This is a genomic window from Streptococcus sp. STR1/CE/0325 (assembly GCF_055386095.1).
Window position 1 is genome coordinate 801,159 of record NZ_AP045018.1, and the last position, 21,553, is coordinate 822,711.

The window sequence follows — 21,553 nt, forward strand, 5'->3', positions numbered from 1 at the left end:
ATCCTATAAGGACGTCACTTATATGAGACAATTTTAGGAGGTGAGGGATGAATCGAGTCAGTGATTATCGCATGCGCATGGGGCTATCGCAGCTAGAGCTGGCAAAGCGAGTCGGGGTTGCTAGACAAACCATCAATCGGATCGAAAACGACAAGTACAACCCGACACTAGAGTTATGTCTAAATCTAGCCAGAGAGTTAGAAACGGATCTCAATAGCCTTTTTTGGACACCATAGAGGAGGAAAGACAGATGAAAAAAGAAACATGGACAGAAAAAATCATCAAACGTTTCTACGGTATTACAGGACCCTTAGACGAGCAAAAAAGACGAGAAGCAGATCGGATTGGGAATGTGGCTTTGATTTATCTGGTGTGGATTTTACTCATTGGAAATTTCATTTCTATTTTATTTGCCAGTCGCTATCCGGTTATCGTTGCTTATGGCTACCCCGCCTTTCTCATGTTTGTTTTGATTGGTTTATCTCTTTATATCATGACCAAGGCTACTGACGTGGATTTGACCAAGGTGGACTACGAAGACTTGTCCGAAAAAGAGAAGAAGCAGATCCATCATGTTGGTTTGAAAGCAGGATTCTCTTTTGGTCTAACCATGTGGCTCATTCAACCTCTCTTGAGCGGCAGACCTTATTTGCATGAGTTTTTGAGTTGGAAGAGTGTCTTGATTTACAGTCTTTCTGGTGTTTTTTTCGGCGTGTTTGTCCACTTTATCAGCAAGGGAAATGTTGATGGCTATAAAAAAAGAAAGTAGGGGAGACTAGCAAGGCCAACAGACCTCTAAAAGGACAAGACGATAGTTATAGTGTCACTATAGCAGAAGTCATTGCAGGCATGATTTTGCATGTCATCTGCAAATGGTTGGATGGCAAAAAATAAATCAGTATTGCCAGCCTAAAAGCACCTGGTAATCTGAAAAGAACGTCAAAAAAGCCCTCGACTAGTGCTAGTAGTTGAGGGCTTTGGTGTTCTAATGAACGACGTTGTTTCTTACTTTTTGTCAAATTTTGGCAGAAAAAGAGATAAAATTGCTATTTTCAAGAAGAACAGTCAACATAAAAGCCTATTAAATCAACGATTTTAGTCCATCTAGACAAGGAATTTGTTTTCCAATCACCTCCGAAAAGAGCCTAGTAGGGAATAACTTCACGAGATTTAAAATAACAGCGAGAAATAAAAAGAGGCTGACTACGTTTTTCAGCCTCTTTTGGTATTAGTCTTTTTTATCGTTCTCACGTTCAGTGATGACCAATTCACCATCTTTCATATTGGCATAGAGGTGTTTCGCATCGATATGATCGAGATAGAAGTCAGTGACCTTGTCACGGATTTGTTGCTCAATGACACGACGTAGTGGACGCACACCCATGGCTTCATCATAACCTTCTTCGATGAGGTATTCCTTAGCCGCATCACTAACTGCAAGGTCGATATCCTTCTTAGCGAGTGTGATATTGACATCAGCCAGCATGAGCTCGACGATTTCTTTCAATTCTTTCTTACCAAGGTGAGAGAACTCGATAATAGCGTTGAAACGGTTGAGGAACTCAGGACGGAAGAACGGTGCAATCTTCTTCATGATGTCTTCGTCTTTCTTCTCATCGCCTGTGAAGGTTTCGTAACCAAAACCAGCATTTGAAGTCGCGATGATGACGGTGTTCTTGAAGTTGACTGTGTTTCCTTGACCATCGGTCAAACGACCATCATCTAGAACTTGAAGGAGTAGGGTGATGACTTGTGGGTCAGCCTTTTCAATCTCATCAAGGAGGATGATAGAGTAAGGATTGCGACGCACACGCTCAGTGAGGGTGTTGTTATTGTCATCATAACCGACATAACCAGCCGTTGTTCCGATGAGTTTTGAGACAGCGACACGATCAGAGTACTCAGACATGTCCAGACGGATGATGGATTCTTTAGTACCAAAGAGGTCAACGGCTAGTTGTTTGGCTAGCTCAGTCTTACCAACACCAGTTGGGCCGACAAAGAGGAAGCTACCGATTGGGCGATTGCCATCATCAAAGCCAGCACGGTTACGGCGGATAGCACGAGAAACGGCTTCAACGGCTTCGTCTTGACCGATGACCTTGTTCTTCAAGCGGGCATTCATATCTTTTAAGCGTTCGATGTCGCTCGTTCCCATTTGTGAAACAGGGATACCAGTGATGCGCTCCACAGACTCTGCCACGTCATTGACTGTAGCGGTCACTTTTTGTTCTTCGGTGTGGTTAGCCAATTGTTTTTCGAGATCTTCGATGCGTGTCTTAGCATGAAGGGCTTTTTCATAATCTTGGTTTTCTGCGTATTCTTCTTGTTTAGCCTTTTGCTCTGCGATCGCTTTTTCTAAACTATTGACATCAGTAGCAGGGTGTTGGGCTGCCAAGTGAGCTGCAGTCACGTCCACAAGGTCGATGGCCTTATCAGGGAGGCTACGTTGAGGAATGTACTGGATAGAGTAATCTACCGCAGCCTTCAAAACATCATCAGGAAGAACGATGTTGTGGTGTTGCTCGTAAAGGGCGCGGATCCCTTGCAAGATATGGAAGGTATCCTCAGCAGAAGGAGCATTGACCTTAACTTCGTTGAAACGACGTGCCAAGGCAGCGTTCTTCAAAATAGTGTTGCGGTACTCGTCTTGAGTGGTTGCTCCGATAACGGTCAATTCTCCACGAGAAAGGGCAGGTTTGAGGATATCAGCAAGACCTTTTGAGCCATTTTCACCTGTTGCTCCAGCGCCAAGGATTTGATGGATTTCATCAAAGAAGAGGATGATGTTACCAGCTTCCTTAACTTCATTGACAAGGTTTTGCACGTTTTCTTCAAAGCTACCACGGTATTGTGTTCCTGCTTCAAGACCAGAAATATCAATACTGATGAGTTCTTTGTTCTTGATGGCAGCAGGGACATCCCCGTTAACGATGGCTTGAGCTAGTCCTTCAACGACCGCTGTCTTACCAACCCCAGCGTCACCGACCAAGACCGGATTGTTCTTGGTACGACGGGCTAGGATTTCAGCTGTTTCTTGGATTTCTTTGTTACGTCCGATGACAGGATCGAGCATGTTTTGACGGGCTTCTTCAGTGAGGTTTCGTCCGAGTTTTGCAAGAACACCATCATTTTTAATTGCGCCTTGTTTTGGAGTAGCTGCTTGCTCTTGTGCTTGAGCGCTTTGAGGCAAACGTCCAGTTTGACGATAGTATTCGAATTCTTCAGGCGTGATTTCACGTCCATTAATGAGGTAACGACGATTTTCTGTGCTATATCCTCTCATGTTGCCCATGAGTTGGTTGAAAATGTCATCCATATTACCAAAACGATCAAAATTATTGTTCATATAAAATCTCCTTTAATAGTTTCTTAATGTTTTTGTTTCTAAAATAAATCAGTAATGTGTCGAAGGTAAGATGTTTTATCTGACCTTCTTTGACTATTATAACACACAAAAAAGAGAAAAGCAAGATTTTTGACCAAAATTGACCATATTTTTTTAGATTCCTAAAAATCTTGATATGGCAGGCTTTTTCGAGTTTTTCTAAGAGGGAAATAAAGAAAAAAACGAAAAAAATCAAAAAAATATTTGACAAGCAGGATCAGGTATGATATTCTATTAGAGGTTTTGAAATAAAACTGACCTAAGACAGTAGGTGAGCCTTTAGCTCGTAAATCCTACCGAGGCACAAAACGTTTGATATAACGGATTGTACTTTCGTGTCTGGGTTTGGGCGCGTTTTTTTGTGCCCAGCCAAAATAATAACGGAGGTAAACAGAAAATGAGTCAAGCAAGTATTGCTAAAAAAGCAGAATTGGTTGAAGTAGTTGCTGAGAAAATGAAAGCTGCTGCATCAATCGTTGTCGTTGATTCTCGTGGATTGACTGTTGAGCAAGATACTGTTCTTCGTCGTAATCTTCGTGAAAGTGGCGTTGAATTTAAAGTCATCAAAAACTCTATTCTTCGTCGTGCTGCTGAACAAGCTGGTCTTGAAGGTTTGACAGACATCTTTGTCGGACCAACTGCAGTTGCTTTTTCTAACGAAGATGTTATCGCTCCAGCGAAGATTCTTAACGACTTCTCAAAAACTGCTGAAGCCCTTGAAATCAAAGGTGGTGCAATCGAAGGTGCTGTTTCTTCTAAAGAAGAAATCGTTGCACTTGCGACCCTACCAAACCGCGAAGGTCTTCTTTCAATGCTTCTTTCAGTGCTTCAAGCACCAGTACGCAATGTTGCATACGCGGTCAAAGCAGTGGCAGAAAAAGAAGACGCAGCTTAATGTATTTAGCTGCCTAAACCCTATCTTATTTAAAACATATTATATTGGAGGAAATTGACAATGGCATTGAACATTGAAAACATTATTGCTGAAATTAAAGAAGCTACAATCCTTGAACTTAACGACCTTGTTAAAGCTATCGAGGAAGAATTTGGTGTAACAGCTGCTGCTCCTGTTGCAGTTGCTGCTGCAGGTGGTGCTGACGACGCTGCTGCTAAAGATTCATTCGATATCGAATTGACATCTGCAGGTGACAAGAAAGTCGGCGTTATCAAAGTGGTTCGTGAAATCACTGGTCTTGGACTTAAAGAAGCTAAAGCACTCGTTGACGGTGCACCTGGTCTTATCAAAGAAGGTGTTGCTGCAGCTGAAGCTGAAGAAATCAAAGCTAAATTGGAAGAAGCTGGTGCTTCTGTAACTCTCAAATAATCATCTTGATGATTGAAAAGGACACTCGAAAGAGTGTCTTTTTTGTTTAAGGTAGATATGTGATGACAGCTTCAGACTATTATTTACCGATGGGTCTTTTAATCACAACAATCACCGCAAGATCGTTTCAGCCTTTATCGTCTTAGATGATGATCGAACAATTGTTCGTAAAGGACGAGGTTATGTGACTCCTGAAAAAGAGTGGCTACATTCTCCTGTGGTATCAGAGCTTCGTGCTGTTCTGACGGAGTTGAAAGCGATTAAAAAACTAAACATTTGCGATTGTTTGAGAGTTTGTATCGTCACAGATTATCGTGGTTTAATCACCTTTTATCGGTTGATGAGAAAGAGAAAATCTCGTTTCGGAAAAGAAAAATTCCGTCAGAAAGTCCAGCAAGAGGTTTGGATCTGGTACTATTTTAATCTCTGCAGATTATCAAGAATTATCAGTTATATGGAAAAAAGAGCTGGTTTTAGAAGTGGAATGGGTAAAAGGGCACAATGGAAACGACTGGAATGAAGAGGTTGATCGTTTTTCAAAAAAGGAAATTGGGAAAAAATAATTAGAAAATACCTAGGATAGCCTTGCGCTGATGAAAAAAACTAACCCAAACCACCTCCTTTCATTTTCACATTTACCTTGACCTAAAATCATGGTATAATAAGGGGGATAATATGAAAAAAGGAGATAGTATGAAAGCCTTATCGGTTAAGGATATTATGGTGACGGGTGCTTTTGCTGCCCTCTATTTTGTTTGTGTGGGGTTAGGAACTCTGCTTGGCTTTTTGGTGGATCACTCGGGCAATATGAAGTATGCGCCAGCCTTTGCTGCCCTTTTGGCGGGGCCTGTCTATATGGTGCTGGTTTCTAAGGTGCCTAAGTTTGGCGCCATTACTTTGGTGGGGGCTGTTATGGCTGGATTTTTCTCTTTGTCTGGTTATTTGACAGCTTCCTTTGTCCCAAGCCTTCTGTTTGGTGTGCTGGCGGACCTTGTGGCGAAACAAGGTGGTTACAAAAAGACAGTGACTAACCTGCTTAGTTTTGTTGTGTTTTCTTTTGGAAATCTTGGGCCTATTTTTCTCATGTGGTTTATGCGAGATGCTTATATGGAAAGCCTCTACGCTAGAGGAAAATCAGCTGCTTATGTCACTCGGGTGATGCTTGATTTTAATCTCGGAAATGTGCTTTGGTTATCTTTTACGATCATTGCAGCAGCGCTCATTAGTGGTGTGATTGGCTTACGCGTCGTGGAGCGCTATATGAAGCCATCTGGTTTTCTTTCATGAGATTAGATGCCAGGAGCAAACTTCTTTTTGTCTTGGTGGTGGGGTTGAGTTATAGTATGGTTTTAAGCGACCATGCGAGATGGTATGTGATTGGAAGCATTGCCGTTTTAGCCTTTAGTCATAAGCGTTATCTGATGACCTTGGTGAGCGTTTTGGGTTTTGCTTTATTCTGGTGGATGAAGGATAGTTCTGCTTTACCAGTTGGTCTTAGTCGGATGGCTTTTATCATGATGCTCATCTGGGCTCCCTTGATGGCAGGACACTTTCTAATGAAAACCACGTCAACCTATGAACTCATCCATGCTTTGAGAAAATGGCATTTCCCAGAAGCTTTCTTATTGACCTTGGGTGTGGTATTTCGTTTTCTTCCCACCATCAAAGACGATGCCTTTCAGTTGCGTGACAATCTACGCGTGAGAGGCATTTTTTTGAGACAAATTCTGTTTATCCCATGGAAAATGTTGACGCTGTATTTGATTCCGCTCATGTTTTCCTTGTTGCGTAGGGCGAGTGACCTAACTGTGGCGAGTTTGACCAAGGGTTTGGTTATTGGGGAAAGCCCCAAGGAGTATATCGTGTCCAAGTGGACGTGGTTAGATTGGAGTGTTGGTTTATGGTGTCTGACCTTTCTTTTGCTGCACAACCGGTTGTAGCAAGAGGTTTAGCCTTTTCTTACCCGAATGATGAGCATTCTTATTGTCAAATGGAGGAGTTGTCACTTTTGTCTGGGGAATGCGTAGTGTGCTGTGGCTCGTCTGGTTCGGGAAAATCCACCTTTTTAAAATTGATTAATGGCTTGATTCCAGAATACGAGACGGGGCATTTAAGGGGGGAGTTGAGTGTATTTGGCAAAAATACGAGGGAAGAAACCATAGAAAGCCTCTCCAAACAGGTGGCGAGCGTGTTTCAAAATCCAGAAACGCAATTTTTCCATGACCAAGTCTTGCAGGAATTGGTTTTTCCATGTGAAAATCAAGGCTTATCGTCTCAAGCGATTGACCAGCGTTTGTCACAATTATTGCGACTAATGCCGTCCCTTCAAGCCCTGTTAAAAAGAGAGATGGTGAGCTTGTCGGGCGGTCAAAAACAGTTGGTTGTCATAGCCACCGCCTACATGCAGGGAAGTCCAGTGATTGTTTTAGATGAGCCGACGGCTAATCTTGATAAGGAACATATCCGAGCGCTGGCGAATATCTTGCAGACTTTGAAAGAAGAGGGAAAGACCTTGATCGTTGCAGAGCACCGTCTGTCTTATTTGACTGGAATAGGGGATCGGTACTTGTATTTTGAAGCGGACCGAAAAACACAAGTCTGGGCTGCCAAGGATTTTCTAGCTTTGGATGACAACGAGCTGGCAAGCATGGGGTTAAGACCTTTGGTTGAAAGGGAGCCTGCCTTGTCGCCAGAGCTACGAACACTAGAGCCAGACTTGAGTATTGAGCAGCTAACGGTTAAAGCAGGACGAGAGGTTTTGTCTTATGTGGATTATCTATTTCTTTCTTCTCACCAGATTATTGGCATCACGGGACCAAATGGTGCTGGCAAATCGACGTTTGCCCGCTATTTGGTTGGTCTTTTGGAGGATAAAAAGGCAAGAATTGTGTGGCAAAATCAGCTAAAAAAAGCGAAAGAGCGCCTTTTTTTAAGTGCCTACGTCATGCAGAATGTTCAGTTACAGCTCTTTTGTGAAACGGTGGAAAAAGAATTAACTCTAGGGCAAAAAAAAGCGTCTTTAGATACGGAGATGATTTCAGCGCTCAACCTGACGCATTTGCTCACGCGCCATCCTCAGAGCTTGTCTCAAGGAGAGCAGCAAAGGGTCTTGCTTGCAGCTAGCTTTTTGTCGGAAAAGCCAATTTTGGTGCTCGATGAGCCCTCTAGCGGTCTAGATTTAAAGCACATGCTGGCTTTAGCGGAAGGCTTGCGACAACTCAAGCAAGCAGGACGATTGATTTTGTTAATTTCTCATGATGAGGACTTGATGGAGAGGGTTTGTGATGGAGTGATTGTCTTTGAGAAAGAGTCAAACGTCTGAGAGGGAGTTTGATTTTTTGTACCGGTAAAGAAAGGGTTTTCAAAACATCTCTTTCTAGTCGAAAAAAGGACTTTTTGGTAAAATAGAAAGGACGAATGAATACAACAAATAGGAAAATAACAAAGATGATGGATAACATGACTGCCTTAGTTGAAAAGCTCAATCGCTATTCTGAGGCCTATTACACAGCAGATCAACCCTTGGTCTCCGACCAAGAATACGACCGTCTCTACCGCGAGTTAGTGGCGCTAGAAAAAGCGCATCCAGATGCCATTTTACCAAACAGCCCAACACAAAGGGTGGGGGATCAAATTCTATCTGGTTTTGAGAAATACCAGCACCGCTATCCTCTTTATAGCTTGCAAGATGCCTTTTCACGCGAAGAATTAGATGATTTTGATAAGCGAGTGAGAAACGTCTATCCAGATGCGACTTATCTGGTTGAGTTAAAAATTGATGGTCTGTCCCTGTCCCTGACCTATCAAGAAGGTAGGCTCATGGTCGGTGCGACACGTGGGGATGGGGTGACAGGTGAGGATATCACTGAAAATATCAAACGCATTGCAGATATTCCTCAGATTTTAGAAGCCCCCTTCAATCTGACCGTTCGTGGCGAGGCTTATCTGCCTAAGGACGCTTTTTTGCGCCTTAACCAGCAGCGGCAAGAACGTGGAGAAACGGAATTTGCCAACCCAAGAAATGCCGCAGCAGGAACCCTTCGCCAACTAGATACACGTGTGGTGCGTGAAAGAGGGCTTGCGACCTTTTTCTACCAAGAAGCAGGGGAGCCAAACGAAGAGACCCAAGAAGCAACCCTGCAACATTTGGAAAGGCTGGGATTTGCCGTCAATCCGCATCGTCTCTTGGCAAAAAATATGGATGACGTTTGGGCTTTTATCCAAGAAATGGGACAAAAACGTGAGGAACTCCCTTACGAAATCGATGGCATAGTCATCAAGGTGAATAGCCTTGCTATGCAAGAAGAGCTAGGCTTTACGGTGAAAGCACCACGCTGGGCGGTGGCTTATAAGTTTCCAGCTGAGGAAAAAGAAACTAATATCGAAAGCGTGGACTGGACAGTTGGGCGAACAGGTGTCGTCACGCCAACGGCTAACCTAAAACCCGTTCAACTAGCAGGGACCAAGGTGAGCAGGGCTACCTTGCATAATGTGGACTATATCGCCCAAAAGGATATTAGACTAGGGGATACGGTCATTGTCTATAAGGCAGGTGACATTATTCCAGCGGTTTTGGAAGTGGTGATGGCGAAGCGTCAAGATCAAGTGCCACTTGAGATTCCAAGTCTTTGTCCGTCTTGTGGGGAGGAGCTCATTCACTATGAGGATGAGGTGGCTCTGCGCTGTATCAATCCAATTTGCCCAAGCCAGATTAAGGAACGTCTCGCTCATTTTGTCAGTCGAGATGCCATGAATATTGTTGGGCTGGGTCCGTCTGTTATTGAGAAGCTATATCAGGCAGGTTTGGTGCGAGATGTGGCGGATTTATATACCTTGGATGTAGCGGATTTTCTGACGCTTGCTGGTATTAAGGAGAAGTCGGCAGAAAAATTTTACCAAGCTATCCAAGCCTCAAAGGAAAATTCGGCAGAGCGCCTTTTATTTGGTCTTGGGATTAGACATGTGGGGGCTAAGGTTTCCAAGCAGTTATTGATGACCTTTGGTAGTATGGATGCTGTACTTGAGGCTAGTCCAGAAGCGATTGCAGCCATTGATGGTTTGGGTGCGGCTGTTGCCTTTAGTTTGAAGACTTATTTTGAACGAGAAGGAGCAAAACAGGTACTTGAAGAGCTAAAAAAAGCAGGGGTTAACGACCGCTATTTAGGACAAATCCCAAGTAGTCAAGGCAGTCTATCTGGTTTAACCGTCGTTTTAACAGGTAAGTTAGAGCGCCTGAGCAGGCAAGAAGCAAAGAGCAAGTTAGAAGCGCTTGGCGCCAAAGTCACAGGCAGTGTGTCGAAAAAGACGGATTTGGTGGTAGCAGGACAAGACGCAGGAAGCAAGCTCACAAAAGCGCAGGAACTTGGCATTGCTATCAAAGATGAAGACTGGTTGGAGGCATTGACATGAAAAGAAGAAAGAAAAAGGCTAGAGTCATCTACAACCCGACCTCTGGTCAAGAAATCATCAAGAAAAACATTGCAGATATTTTAGATATCTTGGAAGGGTTTGGCTACGAGACGTCTGCTTTTCAAACAACACCAGAAAAGGATTCAGCAAAAAACGAAGCCAGACGAGCTGGTCAAGCTGGTTTTGAGTTGATTGTGGCAGCAGGAGGAGATGGCACCATCAATGAAGTGGTGAATGGTATTGCCCCCTTAAAACACCGGCCGCGCCTTGCCATCATCCCAACAGGAACGACCAATGATTTTGCAAGAGCCCTCAAAGTTCCAAGAGGCAATCCTTTAGAAGCAGCTCACTTGATTGGAAAACACCAGACCATTCACATGGATATTGGAAAAGCCTATGAGGATAGCTATTTCATCAATATTGCAGCAGCAGGAAGCCTGACTGAGCTGACTTATAGCGTGCCTAGCCAACTCAAAACGACCTTTGGTTATTTGGCTTATCTGGCTAAGGGAGTGGAGTTGCTGCCAAGGGTGAGCAATGTGCCGGTGAAAATTCGCCATGACCACGGGGAGTTTGAAGGCGATGTGTCCATGATTTTTGTGGCGCTGACCAATTCTGTTGGTGGCTTTGAGCAGCTAGCGCCTGATGCCAAGCTCGATGATGGCATGTTCACCTTGATTTTAGTTAAAACAGCCAATATGATTGAGATTGTTCATTTGATTCGATTGATGATTCAAGGGGGCAAGCATATTGATGATAGACGGATTGAATATATCAAAACAAATGAGCTAACTATTACGCCTCTGAGTGACCAGCGGATGATGATTAACCTAGATGGTGAATATGGTGGTGATGCGCCTATTCATCTTGAAAACCTAAAAAATCATATCGAATTTTTCGCTAATACCGATGAGATTGCTGACGAGGCGATTAGTCTGGATGAGGCAGAACTCAAGGCCTTGGCTGAAAAATTTGCTAACGAAGTAGAAGATTTAGAACAATATGAGGAGGCTTCTGATGAAGCATAAGGTAGTCTTACATTATCACCGAGCAGATAAGCGAGAAGAAAAAGATTTGATTTGGCAGTGGCAAGTGGATAGAGATGGCTTTGCCAATCAATTTCAAGAAAAAGAAGCCTTTGGCATGAAGGCGGAGCTGGAGTATGTGTTTGATGATTTTCAACCACAGGTTTATTTTCTTGTGACCAATTATGATTTTTCTCAAAAAACCAGAGATATCACGGTGAATCTCGCTTACGGAGAAGAGGAGACGCAGATTTGGCTGGTGCAGGGAGATGATACCCTCTACTACTCCAAACAAGCAGCCTTGACCAGTCCTTATTACCGAGAGCGTGATGAAAATGCCTTTGATATGGCGACGCAAGCACAGGATTTTGATCAAAAATGGGGCTTTTCTGGTTGGTTAGGTTTTCGCTATCAAGAAGATCAAACGACTTTTCGCCTTTGGGCACCGACAGCGCATCAAGTGGACTTGCTCTTATATGACACGCCTGATGAGCAAGCACCAATCTCAGCTGTATTTGAGATGACAAGGGGAACGAGGGCTTCGTCTAACCATCAGCAAAATACGATTGGTTTGTGGGAAGCATCTCTTTCAGGCGACTATGATGGTAAGGTCTATGCCTTTCGCCTAAGAGATAAGGACGGGGAAACAAGGATTTCTCCTGACCCGTATGCGATTGCAGCGACAGCTGATGAGAAGCGCTCTGTTGTCCTCTCAAAAGAGCGCAGGGTCCCTCTTGATTTTGAGGTGCACCAAGATGAAAAAGCCACTTGGCGTCTGGGAAATCCGAATCAAGCGGTTATCATGGAGCTACATGTCAGAGATTTGTCGATTTCTGATTCATCGGGGGTTGCTCCAGAGCTTCGTGGAACGTTTCTAGGAGCAGCTCAAAAGACCACCAATGCTCTCGGTGATGCGACTACTTTGGACTATATCAAGGAGTTAGGGGTCAACTATATCCAGTTGCAGCCGATTTTTGATCATCACCATGTCTTTGACAAGGATGGCAATTACCAGTATAACTGGGGCTATGATCCTGAGAACTATAATGTTCCAGATGCAAGTCTAACGACAAATGCCCATCAGCCAGAAATTCGGATTTTAGAACTCAAGCAGATGATCCAAGCCTATCATGAAGCAGGAATTGGGGTCATCATGGATGTGGTTTATAACCATACCTATTCTTCACGAAAATCGCCTTTCCAACTAACTGTTCCAGATTATTATTACCGGATGAAGGCAGACGGTAGTTTCTATGATGGCTCTGGTTGTGGCAATGAAACCGCCAGCGAAAAAGAGATGATGCGCAAGTACATGGTGGATTCCATCCGCTTTTGGATCGAAGAATATGGCATTGACGGTTTTAGATTTGATCTAATGGGACTTCATGATGTCACGACCATGAGAGCCATTCGTCAAGCGGTAGATGACATCGACCCACGCATCCTCCTCTACGGTGAAGGTTGGGATATGGGAGAGGTGCTAGCCCCTGGTGATAAGGCTAAAAAAGGGAATGCCGATCAGCTTCCTGGGATTGGTTTTTTCAATGATGATGAACGAAATAGTGTTAAGGGAGCAGAAGTTTACGGCGACTTCAAACGTGGCTTTGTTTCTGGAGAGGCTCTCGGCTACGCTCTAGCGGATTGTTTACAAGGAAGCAGACATTTTGCGCCTTATCTGACTCCTAGTCAGTTACTTAACTACATTGAAGCGCACGACAACTACAATCTCAATGATTTGCTCTGGGTTCTCCATCCAGATGATAGCAAAGAAACCCATCAAGAACGCATTATCATTGCCAACCGCATCAATCTCATGATGCCAGGAATGGTCTTTATGCAATTAGGGCAAGAATTTGGACGTACCAAAGTTTACCCAACAGGAGAAAATGGTGAAGTCACACCAGACGATAGAGAGCGGGCGATGAACTCCTATAATGCTCCAGATACCGTCAATCAAGTGGACTGGAACTTAGTGAGCCAAAATAAAAAGATGATCGAAACCATTAAGACGGCTATAAAACTAAAAACTTCCGGCAGACTTTTTTCTGATTTTACTTTCGCTGAATTGGACCAATCTCTGCAAATGATAGCGGTTACTGATTCTCAGCTCATTTGGCAGGTCAAAAAAGATGAGCAATATGAAATCAATTTACAAAACAGTGAAAAAAATCTCCAATTACACATGACAAAATTAGAATAACGTGATATAATAAAGAGGAATTGAAAGGGTTTTCCTTTATAAGATGGTTCCTTGAAAAAAGAAAGAAGTTCATTAAAGATGGACTTCTTTTTGTTCTTTTTAACGGTTTCTTTTTTTACAGAAAAATATCTGACAATTCACAAAATAAAAAAAGGAGGTGACCGGTTGGTGAGAGAAGAACTGCGGATCTTTCAAACAGGAGAACAGTTTCACTTGCAGGACGTTTTGGGTGTCCACGAAGCTCCAGATGGGGAGTATGGTAAGTATGAGTTCTCGGTCTATGCTCCGCATGCTAGAGCGGTGCGTGTCATTGGAGATTTTACTCAGTGGTACGAAAAGCCTCTTTCCCTAGAGCGGAGCCAAGCTGGTGTTTGGCAAGGAGTGACCCAAGCCGAGCCTGGGCAGATTTATAAGTTTCTCATCCAGCGTCCAAATGGTGAATGGGTGGAAAAGATAGACCCTATGGCGACGATCCTAGAGGCGAGACCTAGTACGGGAGCCAAGATTCCCCATACGCTTCATAGGCAGTGGAAAGATCAGGCTTGGATGGCACAAAGAGACCAGCTGGGCTTTAAGGAGCGGCCGGTCAATATCTACGAAGTGCATGCTAGCTCTTGGAAAAAGGATTATACCTTTAAGGAGCTAAAGACAGATCTTTTGCCCTATCTAATCAAGATGAACTACACGCATGTGGAGTTTATGCCGCTGATGGCGCATCCTCTTGGGATGAGCTGGGGCTATCAGCTCATGAGCTATTTTGCCCTTGAGCCGACCTATGGTAGCATCGAGGATTTTCAAGATTTTGTCGAGGCTTGTCATCTCAATCATATTGGAGTAATCGTGGATTGGGTGCCCGGACATTTTACACGAAATGATGATGCCCTTGCCTATTATGACGGGACACCGACCTATGAGTATCAAGACCCCAATCGTGCGGAAAATAGACGATGGGGGGCGCTGAATTTTGATCTTGGGAAAAACGAAGTGCAGTCCTTTCTCATCTCAAGCGCTCTCTACTGGATTGAGAACTTTCATTTAGACGGAATCCGAGTGGATGCGGTGTCTAATATGCTGTATCTCGACTACGACGAGGGAGATTGGACCCCTAACCAGTATGGAAACAACCATAATTTGGAGGGCTACCATTTTCTTCGCAAGCTAAATGGTGTCATCAAGCACTATCATCCTAGTGTCATGATGATTGCTGAAGAAGCGACAGCAGACATTGCCATCACAAAGAGCCTGTATGCAGGGGGCTTGGGCTTTGACTATAAGTGGAACATGGGGTGGATGAATGATATCTTGCGTTTCTACGAAGAAGATCCAGTTTATCGGCAGTATGACTTTGATCTGGTGACCTTTAGCTTTATGTATGCCTTTAACGAACACTTTATCCTGCCTTTCTCTCATGATGAAGTGGTTCATGGCAAAAAGAGCCTCATGCACAAGATGTGGGGAGATCGCTACAATCAATTTGCAGGACTACGTAACCTCTACACCTATCAGATCTGCCATCCAGGAAAGAAACTGCTCTTTATGGGCAGTGAGTTTGGTCAATTTTTAGAATGGAAATACGACCACGAACTGGAGTGGGACAATCTCAAAGAAGCCGACGAGCTCAATCAAAAGATGCAGGACTTCACCAGTCATCTCAATGACTTTTATAAGGAGCATCCTGCTCTTTGGGAAATCGATGACTCGTTTGAGGGACTAGAGATTATTGATGCGGATAATCGTTCTGAGACCGTGCTTTCGCTCATTCGCAGAAATAAGGCAGGTGAAGAGCTGATTTGTATCTTTAACATGACACCTGTCGAACGACGACACTTCACTATCGGTGTCCCTCTAGCCGGTCGCTATGAAGAGGTGCTGAATACAGAAAGTATTGATTTTGGTGGGACGTGGGTGAAAGGAAACCCCGTCACAAAGACCAAAGAAGAGATGTGGAAGTCTTACCAACACACGCTAACCTTTACCCTTCCTGCCTTGGGGGCCAGCATTTGGAAGTTAAAGGAACCTTTGACCCCTAACACCATCACAAAAAAGAAAAAAGGAGCAGCAGATGAAACATGATATGTTAGCCTTAATCCTTGCCGGTGGACAAGGAACCCGACTTGGAAAATTAACCCAAAGCATCGCCAAACCAGCGGTTCAATTTGGTGGACGCTATCGCATTATCGATTTCGCCCTCTCTAACTGTGCCAACTCTGGGATTCAAAACGTTGGGGTCATCACCCAGTACCAACCGCTTGCTCTCAACAACCATATCGGAAATGGATCGAGTTGGGGACTAGATGGGGTGAATACAGGGGTTTCCATTCTTCAACCTTACTCAGCCAGTGAGGGAAATCGTTGGTTTGAAGGTACTAGCCATGCGATCTTCCAAAATATCGACTATATCGACCACATCAATCCAGAGTATGTCTTAATCTTATCTGGGGATCACATCTACAAGATGGACTACGATGATATGCTCCAATCCCACAAGGATAACAATGCTAGTTTGACGGTTGCGGTCTTAGATGTCCCTCTCAAAGAAGCCAGCCGTTTTGGTATCATGAATACCGATGCCAACAATCGGATTGTCGAATTTGAAGAAAAACCAGCTGAGCCAAAATCCACCAAGGCTTCTATGGGAATTTATATCTTTGACTGGCAACGTCTCAGAAATATGTTGGTCGCCGCAGAAAAAGGTGGCATTGACATGTCCGACTTTGGTAAAAATGTTATCCCAACCTACCTCGAGTCTGGTGAGAGTGTCTATGCTTATGAATTTAGCGGTTACTGGAAGGACGTCGGTACCATCGAGTCGCTCTGGGAAGCTAATATGGAATATATCGATCCCAACAATGCGCTAGATAGTAGGGATCGCCAGTGGAAAATCTACTCACGCAACCACATTTCACCATCTAACTTCTTTGGTGAGGATGCCAGTGTCTCTGACTCTCTTGTTGTGGATGGTTGCTTTGTAGATGGAACGGTCAAGCACTCCATTCTTTCTACCGAAGCACAAATTAGAAAAGGTGCAGTGGTGGAAGACTCTGTGATTATGAGTGGAGCCATTATCGGTAGTGGCGCTAAGATTAAACGAGCTATCATCGGTGAAGGTGCAGTTATTTCAGAAGGTGTGGAAATCGATGGCACCGAGGAAGTACAAGTTGTTGGATATAATGAAGTAGTGGGGGTACCAGTAGATGAAGATTGATAAATACTCAGCCATTTTGGGCAATACCGTAGGCTTTCATGACATGTCGTATTTGACCGATCACAGGCCACTTGCCACCCTTCCTTTTGGTGGAAAATACCGTTTGATTGACTTTCCGCTATCTAGCCTAGCCAATGCTGGGATTAGAAGCATCTATGGTATCTTCCAACAAGACAATGTTGCTTCTGTTTTTGACCATATTAGAAGCGGTCGTGAGTGGGGACTTTCTACTCTTCTTAGCCACTACTATCTCGGTATCTATAACACCAGTGTTGAAAGCAGTACCGTTGGTCGCGAATACTATGAGCAGCTGCTCACCTATCTCAGACGGTCTGGTAGTGACCAAACGGTAGCCATGAACTGTGATATTTTGATTAATATCGATCTCAATCAGGTCTTCCACCTTCACAATACTACCCACTCACCAATGACAGTGGTGTATAAGAAACTACCAAAAGAGCAAATCTCAGAAGTCAATGCCATTTTAAGCGTGGATGAGACCGATCATGTGACCGGATGCCAGTTGTTTAGCAGTCAATCTGAAGAAGAAACCTACAACATGTCCACCGATATTTTTATCGTGGATACCAACTGGTTGATTGAAGAATTAGAAAAAGAGTTGGAAAAAGAGCATCCTCAAAAACTTCGCTATGTTTTGAGAAACTTGGCTTCTAAGGTTGGTGCTTTTGCTTACGAATATACTGGCTATCTCTCTAATATCTATTCTGTTCCTAGCTACTATCAAGCGAATATGGATATGTTGGACTCTCAAAAATTCTATTCTCTCTTTAGTCCAAACCAAAAAGTTTATACCAAGGTGAAAAACGAAGAGCCAACTTACTATGCCGCACATTCTCAGGTTGCTGTTTCTCAATTTGCATCTGGTAGTATCATTGAAGGACAGGTTGAGCGCTCTATTTTATCTCGTAATGTCAGAGTAGAGAGTGATAGTAGCCTTAAACACAGTATTATCTTCCCTCGTGTTAAGGTTGGAAAAGGAGCTGTTGTTGAGTATGCGATTATTGACAAGGGTGTCGAGATTGCAGATGGCGTGACCATCAAGGGTCGCCCAGAAGCACCGCTTGTGATCAAAAAAGGAACGAAAGTAACAGAGGATATCATTGCATGAAAATTTTAAGTGTCGCGGCAGAAGGAGTTCCTTTTGTCAAGACAGGGGGTCTTGGGGATGTCATCGGGGCACTCCCCAAATCTCTTGTTCAGCACGGTCAGGAAGTGGCCGTGATTTTACCTTACTATGATAGCATTGATCAAAAATTTGATCAGGAGATAGAGGACGTCTTGTCTTTTGAGACCTATGTGGGTTGGCGTAGGAAGTACGTTGGCATTAAAAAAGCAAAAAGAGACGGCGTGACCTTTTACTTCATTGATAACCAAGAGTATTTCTTCCGTGGTCAGGTTTACGGGTCTTGGGATGATGGGGAACGCTTTGCTTTCTTCCAATTGGCAGCGCTTGAAGCCATGGAAAAAATCGGCTTTATACCAGATATTCTCCATGTGCATGATTATCACACGGCTATGATGCCTTATCTCTTGCGTGAAAAATACCACTGGATCGAGGCTTACAGGAACATCAAGACTGTCTTTACCATTCATAATATTGAGTTTCAAGGTCAGTTTGACCCAAGTATGCTCTGGGATTTGTTTGGGGTAGGAAGCGAGCGTTACCTAGACGGGACCTTGCGTTTCCATGATGGTCTCAACTGGATGAAGGCAGGCCTTTTCTACGCAGACCGAGTGACTACCGTTTCACCAAGTTATGCCGAAGAAATCAAAACACCAGCCTTTGGTAAGGGATTAGAAGGCATTATCAATATGATTGCCTATAAGTTGTCTGGTCTTATCAATGGGATTGATACAGAACTGTTTGACCCAGAAAGTGACCGTCATTTGCCAGCGCATTTTTCTGTCAAGGACTTGTCTGGCAAAGCCTTTGACAAGAAGCAACTACAAGAGCAGCTAGGTCTGCCTGTGAGAGCAGACGTGCCTCTTATTGGAGTGGTGTCTCGTTTGACGGATCAAAAAGGCTTTGACTTAGTGGTTCAAGAACTCCACCAAATCCTTCAACGTGATTTGCAAATCGTCTTACTTGGAACAGGTTATCACGACTTTGAAGAAGCCTTCAAGTGGTTCGCTAAAGCCTATCCAGACAAGCTCTCTGCCCATATTACCTTTGACTTAGGCTTTGCCCAACAAATTTACGGGGCAAGTGACATTTTCCTTATGCCGAGTGCCTTTGAACCATGTGGCTTATCTCAGATGATTGCCATGCGCTATGGTAGTCTGCCTCTAGTTCATGAGGTTGGTGGCTTAAAAGACACGGTTGAGCCGTACAACCAATATGAAGGCACTGGAACAGGTTTTGGCTTTAATCATTTCTCAGGCTACTGGTTAGTGGAAACCCTAGACCGCGCGCTTGCGCTTTATCATGATGAGCCTGAGATTTGGGCTTCTCTACAAGAGCAGGCCATGACGAGAGATTTTTCGTGGGATACAGCGAGTCTTGGGTATGAAGGACTTTATCAAGATTTATTAGACTAAAAGAAGGAGTATCATGTCAACGAGTACATTAACCAAAGAACAATTTATCAAAGATTTTAAGGAAAAACTCTACGAGGAAAAGATGATTCGCCTTGAGGACGCTGTCCCAGCAGAACTCTTTACCACGCTAGCTAAGGTTCTTCGGAAATACTATACCACCGACTGGATTGAGCGTAATGAGAAAATCTCAGAAGATAAAGAAAAAGTGGTTTACTATTTCTCTATCGAGTTTTTGCCTGGTCGGATGTTAGAAACTAACCTTTTGAATTTGGGCATTTTAGAAACGGTCAAGGAAGCCTTTGACGACCTTGGGCTTGACTTTGAAGCGGTCAAGGAGTCTGAACATGACATGGCGCTTGGAAATGGCGGTTTGGGTCGTCTAGCTGCTGCCTTTATGGACTCTCTTGCAACGACTGGTTATCTAGGGTTTGGTAACGGTCTGCGCTACAAATACGGTCTTTTTAAACAGCGTATCGTTGATGGCTATCAGGTGGAACTTGCCGACTCTTGGTTTGGCTCAAACGGGAACGTTTGGGAAGTCAAAAAAGAGCACAACATGGTGGATGTCAAACTCTTTGGTAATGTTTATTTGAGTAAGGAAGATGGCAAGATTCGTCCTGTTTATGAGAATGCTTTGGTCCTAAGAGCAGTTCCTTACGACATCCCACAAATCGGCTATCAAAATAAGGTGGTTAATAACCTACGTCTTTGGGACGTGGAAATCCCAGAAGAATACGAGCTCAACTACCCAACCTTGAGCGATCGTCGTAGGATCCAAGACATTACGGCAGTCCTTTACCCAGATGACTCCAACTACGAAGGGCAACAACTACGCTTAATCCAAGAATATTTTATGACCAGTGCTGGACTTCAAACCATTATCAAGTCCTACCTCAAACAAGGTCTGCCTCTTGAGCGCATCTATGAAAAAGTAGCCGTCCACATCAACGATACCCATCCAGCGGTTGCTCCAGCTGAGTTCATGCGCCTTTTGATTGACGATTATGGTCTTGAGTGGGAGACAGCTTGGAATGCGACGGTTAAGACCATGTCTTACACCAACCATACCATCCTTTCAGAAGCCTTGGAAAAATGGAATGTTGAACTCTTCCAGCATGTCCTCCCACGGGTTTATCAGATTATCCTAGAGATTGACCACCGTTTTGTGGTGGAAATGGCTGAAAAAGGTGTGGCACCTGAAGTCATTGAGCACACACGGATTATCAAAGATAACCAAGTTCACATGGCGCATTTGGCGATCATTGGTGGGCATTCAGTCAATGGGGTGGCAAAACTGCATACGGATCTCTTAAAGGCTGATACTCTGCGTGATTTCTATACGCTTTATCCAGAGAAATTCAACAATAAAACCAACGGTATCGTGCAACGGCGTTGGACGCAAATTGCTGCGCCTGAGTTGTCACGTGCCATTGATGAAACCATCGGAACAGGCTGGCGCAAGGACGTTCACGAATTACGTCACTTGCTAGAGCATTTGGATGATGAGGGGGTCTTGGATAAATTCTACCAAGTCAAGCAAGCCGCTAAGGCGAAATTGGCGCATCACATCAAGGAAACAACGGGCATTGAAGTGTCAACCGATGCTATCTTTGATGTGCAAGTCAAGCGTCTCCACGCTTACAAGCGTCAGTTGCTCAACCTGCTTCATATCATCAAGCTCTACTGGGATTTAAAAGACAATCCAGATCTTGATATGGTGCCACGTGTCTTTATCTTTGGTGCCAAGGCGGCTCCTGGTTATCACTTTGCCAAATCTGTTATCAAACTCATCAATGACATGGCTGAGCTCATCAATCATGACGAAAGCCTAAATGGCAAGCTCAAGGTTGTTTTCCTAGAAAACTATAACGTTAGCCTAGCTGAGCTGATTATCCCAGCAGCAGATGTGTCCGAACAGATTTCTCTAGCGTCTAAGGAAGCGTCTGGAACCTCTAATATGAAGTTCATGATGACAGGAGCCATTACGCTTGCAACACTAGACGGCGCTAATATCGAAATCAAGGACGAGGTCGGAGATGACAATATCGTTATCTTTGGTATGGATAAGGATCAAGTCTATGCTCACTACAATGCTCACGATTACTATTCACGGGGTCTTTATGAGTCTAATCCAACCATCATGCGCGTGGTTGATACCTTTATCAATGGTACCCTACCAAAATCAAGAAGCGAAGGCATGGAAATCTATGAAGCCTTGATCACCCATAATGATGAGTATTTCTTGTTAGAAGACTTTAGCTCTTATGTTGCAGCACAAGAGAGAATTGATGCGCTTTATCGTGACAAGAAACGCTGGATGCAAATGAGCCTTTCTAATATCGCCACATCTGATCGCTTCACATCTGATGATACCATCACAGAGTATGCGCGTGACATCTGGCAATTGTCAGAACCAAATGAAAAATAAGCATTAAAAAGAGAG

17 protein-coding genes and 1 other annotated feature are annotated in these 21,553 nt (G+C 43.9%); of the genes, 16 read left to right on the plus strand and 1 reads right to left on the minus strand.

Features of this window, described 5'->3' with window-relative positions:
* Positions 1–47: 47 nt before the first annotated feature.
* Both ACZ49W_RS03935 and ACZ49W_RS03940 read left to right on the plus strand, forming a co-directional pair.
* A complete protein-coding gene (locus ACZ49W_RS03935) occupies positions 48–236 on the plus strand; it encodes a helix-turn-helix transcriptional regulator (protein ID WP_464814031.1) in 189 nt (62 codons plus the stop codon).
* Positions 237–250: 14 nt separating this feature from the next.
* Positions 251–769 carry a DUF3278 domain-containing protein gene (locus ACZ49W_RS03940; RefSeq protein ID WP_464814032.1) on the plus strand — a complete coding sequence of 173 codons (519 nt, stop codon included), beginning with the start codon at positions 251–253 and terminating at the stop codon, positions 767–769.
* A gap of 459 nt (positions 770–1,228) precedes the next feature.
* On the opposite strand, the gene ACZ49W_RS03945 is transcribed toward ACZ49W_RS03940, so the two are convergent.
* Complete coding sequence (locus tag ACZ49W_RS03945) at positions 1,229–3,349, minus strand: AAA family ATPase (RefSeq protein ID WP_464814033.1); 2,121 nt, start codon at positions 3,347–3,349, stop codon at positions 1,229–1,231.
* Between the two features lie 279 nt (positions 3,350–3,628).
* Positions 3,629–3,758: a sequence feature (ribosomal protein L10 leader region), on the plus strand.
* A gap of 27 nt (positions 3,759–3,785) precedes the next feature.
* On the opposite strand from ACZ49W_RS03945, the gene rplJ reads away from it, so the two are divergent.
* The 14 genes from rplJ (at position 3,786) to ACZ49W_RS04015 (ending at position 21,538) form a co-directional block, all read left to right on the plus strand.
* Entirely contained in the window at positions 3,786–4,283 is a 498-nt protein-coding gene (gene rplJ / locus ACZ49W_RS03950; protein ID WP_464814034.1) for a 50S ribosomal protein L10, read from the plus strand.
* A gap of 60 nt (positions 4,284–4,343) precedes the next feature.
* On the plus strand, positions 4,344–4,712 hold the full coding sequence (rplL, locus tag ACZ49W_RS03955) for a 50S ribosomal protein L7/L12 (protein WP_464814035.1): 369 nt from the start codon (positions 4,344–4,346) through the stop codon (positions 4,710–4,712).
* A 184-nt stretch (positions 4,713–4,896) separates the two neighbouring features.
* Positions 4,897–5,232 carry a hypothetical protein gene (locus ACZ49W_RS03960; RefSeq protein ID WP_464814036.1) on the plus strand — a complete coding sequence of 112 codons (336 nt, stop codon included), beginning with the start codon at positions 4,897–4,899 and terminating at the stop codon, positions 5,230–5,232.
* A gap of 173 nt (positions 5,233–5,405) precedes the next feature.
* Complete coding sequence (locus tag ACZ49W_RS03965; protein ID WP_464814951.1) at positions 5,406–5,999, plus strand: MptD family putative ECF transporter S component; 594 nt, start codon at positions 5,406–5,408, stop codon at positions 5,997–5,999.
* Positions 5,996–6,652: an energy-coupling factor transporter transmembrane component T gene (locus ACZ49W_RS03970; protein WP_464814037.1), complete on the plus strand. Its 657-nt coding sequence runs from the start codon at positions 5,996–5,998 to the stop codon at positions 6,650–6,652. The genes ACZ49W_RS03965 and ACZ49W_RS03970 overlap by 4 nt, the downstream gene beginning before the upstream one ends.
* A 50-nt stretch (positions 6,653–6,702) precedes the next feature.
* Positions 6,703–8,034 carry an ATP-binding cassette domain-containing protein gene (locus ACZ49W_RS03975; protein ID WP_464814952.1) on the plus strand — a complete coding sequence of 444 codons (1,332 nt, stop codon included), beginning with the start codon at positions 6,703–6,705 and terminating at the stop codon, positions 8,032–8,034.
* A gap of 125 nt (positions 8,035–8,159) precedes the next feature.
* Positions 8,160–10,121 (plus strand): NAD-dependent DNA ligase LigA, encoded by a 1,962-nt coding sequence (gene ligA, locus ACZ49W_RS03980; protein WP_464814038.1) that lies wholly within the window; start codon positions 8,160–8,162, stop codon positions 10,119–10,121.
* The gene (locus ACZ49W_RS03985) at positions 10,118–11,149 is read left to right on the plus strand and encodes a diacylglycerol kinase (protein ID WP_464814039.1); all 1,032 of its coding nucleotides are present in this window, start codon (positions 10,118–10,120) and stop codon (positions 11,147–11,149) included. Before ligA ends, ACZ49W_RS03985 begins: the two co-directional genes overlap by 4 nt.
* On the plus strand, positions 11,139–13,346 hold the full coding sequence (gene pulA / locus ACZ49W_RS03990) for a type I pullulanase (protein WP_464814040.1): 2,208 nt from the start codon (positions 11,139–11,141) through the stop codon (positions 13,344–13,346). The genes ACZ49W_RS03985 and pulA overlap by 11 nt, the downstream gene beginning before the upstream one ends.
* A 165-nt stretch (positions 13,347–13,511) precedes the next feature.
* Positions 13,512–15,419 (plus strand): 1,4-alpha-glucan branching protein GlgB, encoded by a 1,908-nt coding sequence (gene glgB, locus ACZ49W_RS03995; RefSeq protein WP_464814041.1) that lies wholly within the window; start codon positions 13,512–13,514, stop codon positions 15,417–15,419.
* Positions 15,409–16,551 carry a glucose-1-phosphate adenylyltransferase gene (locus ACZ49W_RS04000; protein WP_464814042.1) on the plus strand — a complete coding sequence of 381 codons (1,143 nt, stop codon included), beginning with the start codon at positions 15,409–15,411 and terminating at the stop codon, positions 16,549–16,551. The genes glgB and ACZ49W_RS04000 overlap by 11 nt, the downstream gene beginning before the upstream one ends.
* Positions 16,541–17,680, plus strand: coding sequence for a glucose-1-phosphate adenylyltransferase subunit GlgD (gene glgD, locus ACZ49W_RS04005; protein ID WP_464814043.1), 1,140 nt, complete (start codon positions 16,541–16,543; stop codon positions 17,678–17,680). The genes ACZ49W_RS04000 and glgD overlap by 11 nt, the downstream gene beginning before the upstream one ends.
* The gene (gene glgA, locus ACZ49W_RS04010; RefSeq protein WP_464814044.1) at positions 17,677–19,110 is read left to right on the plus strand and encodes a glycogen synthase GlgA; all 1,434 of its coding nucleotides are present in this window, start codon (positions 17,677–17,679) and stop codon (positions 19,108–19,110) included. The genes glgD and glgA overlap by 4 nt, the downstream gene beginning before the upstream one ends.
* A 13-nt stretch (positions 19,111–19,123) precedes the next feature.
* Complete coding sequence (locus tag ACZ49W_RS04015) at positions 19,124–21,538, plus strand: glycogen/starch/alpha-glucan phosphorylase (RefSeq protein ID WP_464814045.1); 2,415 nt, start codon at positions 19,124–19,126, stop codon at positions 21,536–21,538.
* Positions 21,539–21,553 lie beyond the last annotated feature (15 nt).

What these genes read in the sequence shown, in the direction of transcription:
- ACZ49W_RS03935 (WP_464814031.1), top strand. Translation starts at nt 48, where the DNA reads ATGAATCGAGTCAGTGATTATCGCATGCGCATGGGGCTATCGCAGCTA.
- ACZ49W_RS03940 (WP_464814032.1), top strand. Translation starts at nt 251, where the DNA reads ATGAAAAAAGAAACATGGACAGAAAAAATCATCAAACGTTTCTACGGT.
- ACZ49W_RS03945 (WP_464814033.1), bottom strand. Translation starts at nt 3,349, where the DNA reads ATGAACAATAATTTTGATCGTTTTGGTAATATGGATGACATTTTCAAC.
- rplJ (WP_464814034.1), top strand. Translation starts at nt 3,786, where the DNA reads ATGAGTCAAGCAAGTATTGCTAAAAAAGCAGAATTGGTTGAAGTAGTT.
- rplL (WP_464814035.1), top strand. Translation starts at nt 4,344, where the DNA reads ATGGCATTGAACATTGAAAACATTATTGCTGAAATTAAAGAAGCTACA.
- ACZ49W_RS03965 (WP_464814951.1), top strand. Translation starts at nt 5,406, where the DNA reads ATGAAAGCCTTATCGGTTAAGGATATTATGGTGACGGGTGCTTTTGCT.
- ACZ49W_RS03970 (WP_464814037.1), top strand. Translation starts at nt 5,996, where the DNA reads ATGAGATTAGATGCCAGGAGCAAACTTCTTTTTGTCTTGGTGGTGGGG.
- ACZ49W_RS03975 (WP_464814952.1), top strand. Translation starts at nt 6,703, where the DNA reads ATGGAGGAGTTGTCACTTTTGTCTGGGGAATGCGTAGTGTGCTGTGGC.
- ligA (WP_464814038.1), top strand. Translation starts at nt 8,160, where the DNA reads ATGATGGATAACATGACTGCCTTAGTTGAAAAGCTCAATCGCTATTCT.
- ACZ49W_RS03985 (WP_464814039.1), top strand. Translation starts at nt 10,118, where the DNA reads ATGAAAAGAAGAAAGAAAAAGGCTAGAGTCATCTACAACCCGACCTCT.
- pulA (WP_464814040.1), top strand. Translation starts at nt 11,139, where the DNA reads ATGAAGCATAAGGTAGTCTTACATTATCACCGAGCAGATAAGCGAGAA.
- ACZ49W_RS04000 (WP_464814042.1), top strand. Translation starts at nt 15,409, where the DNA reads ATGAAACATGATATGTTAGCCTTAATCCTTGCCGGTGGACAAGGAACC.
- glgD (WP_464814043.1), top strand. Translation starts at nt 16,541, where the DNA reads ATGAAGATTGATAAATACTCAGCCATTTTGGGCAATACCGTAGGCTTT.
- glgA (WP_464814044.1), top strand. Translation starts at nt 17,677, where the DNA reads ATGAAAATTTTAAGTGTCGCGGCAGAAGGAGTTCCTTTTGTCAAGACA.
- ACZ49W_RS04015 (WP_464814045.1), top strand. Translation starts at nt 19,124, where the DNA reads ATGTCAACGAGTACATTAACCAAAGAACAATTTATCAAAGATTTTAAG.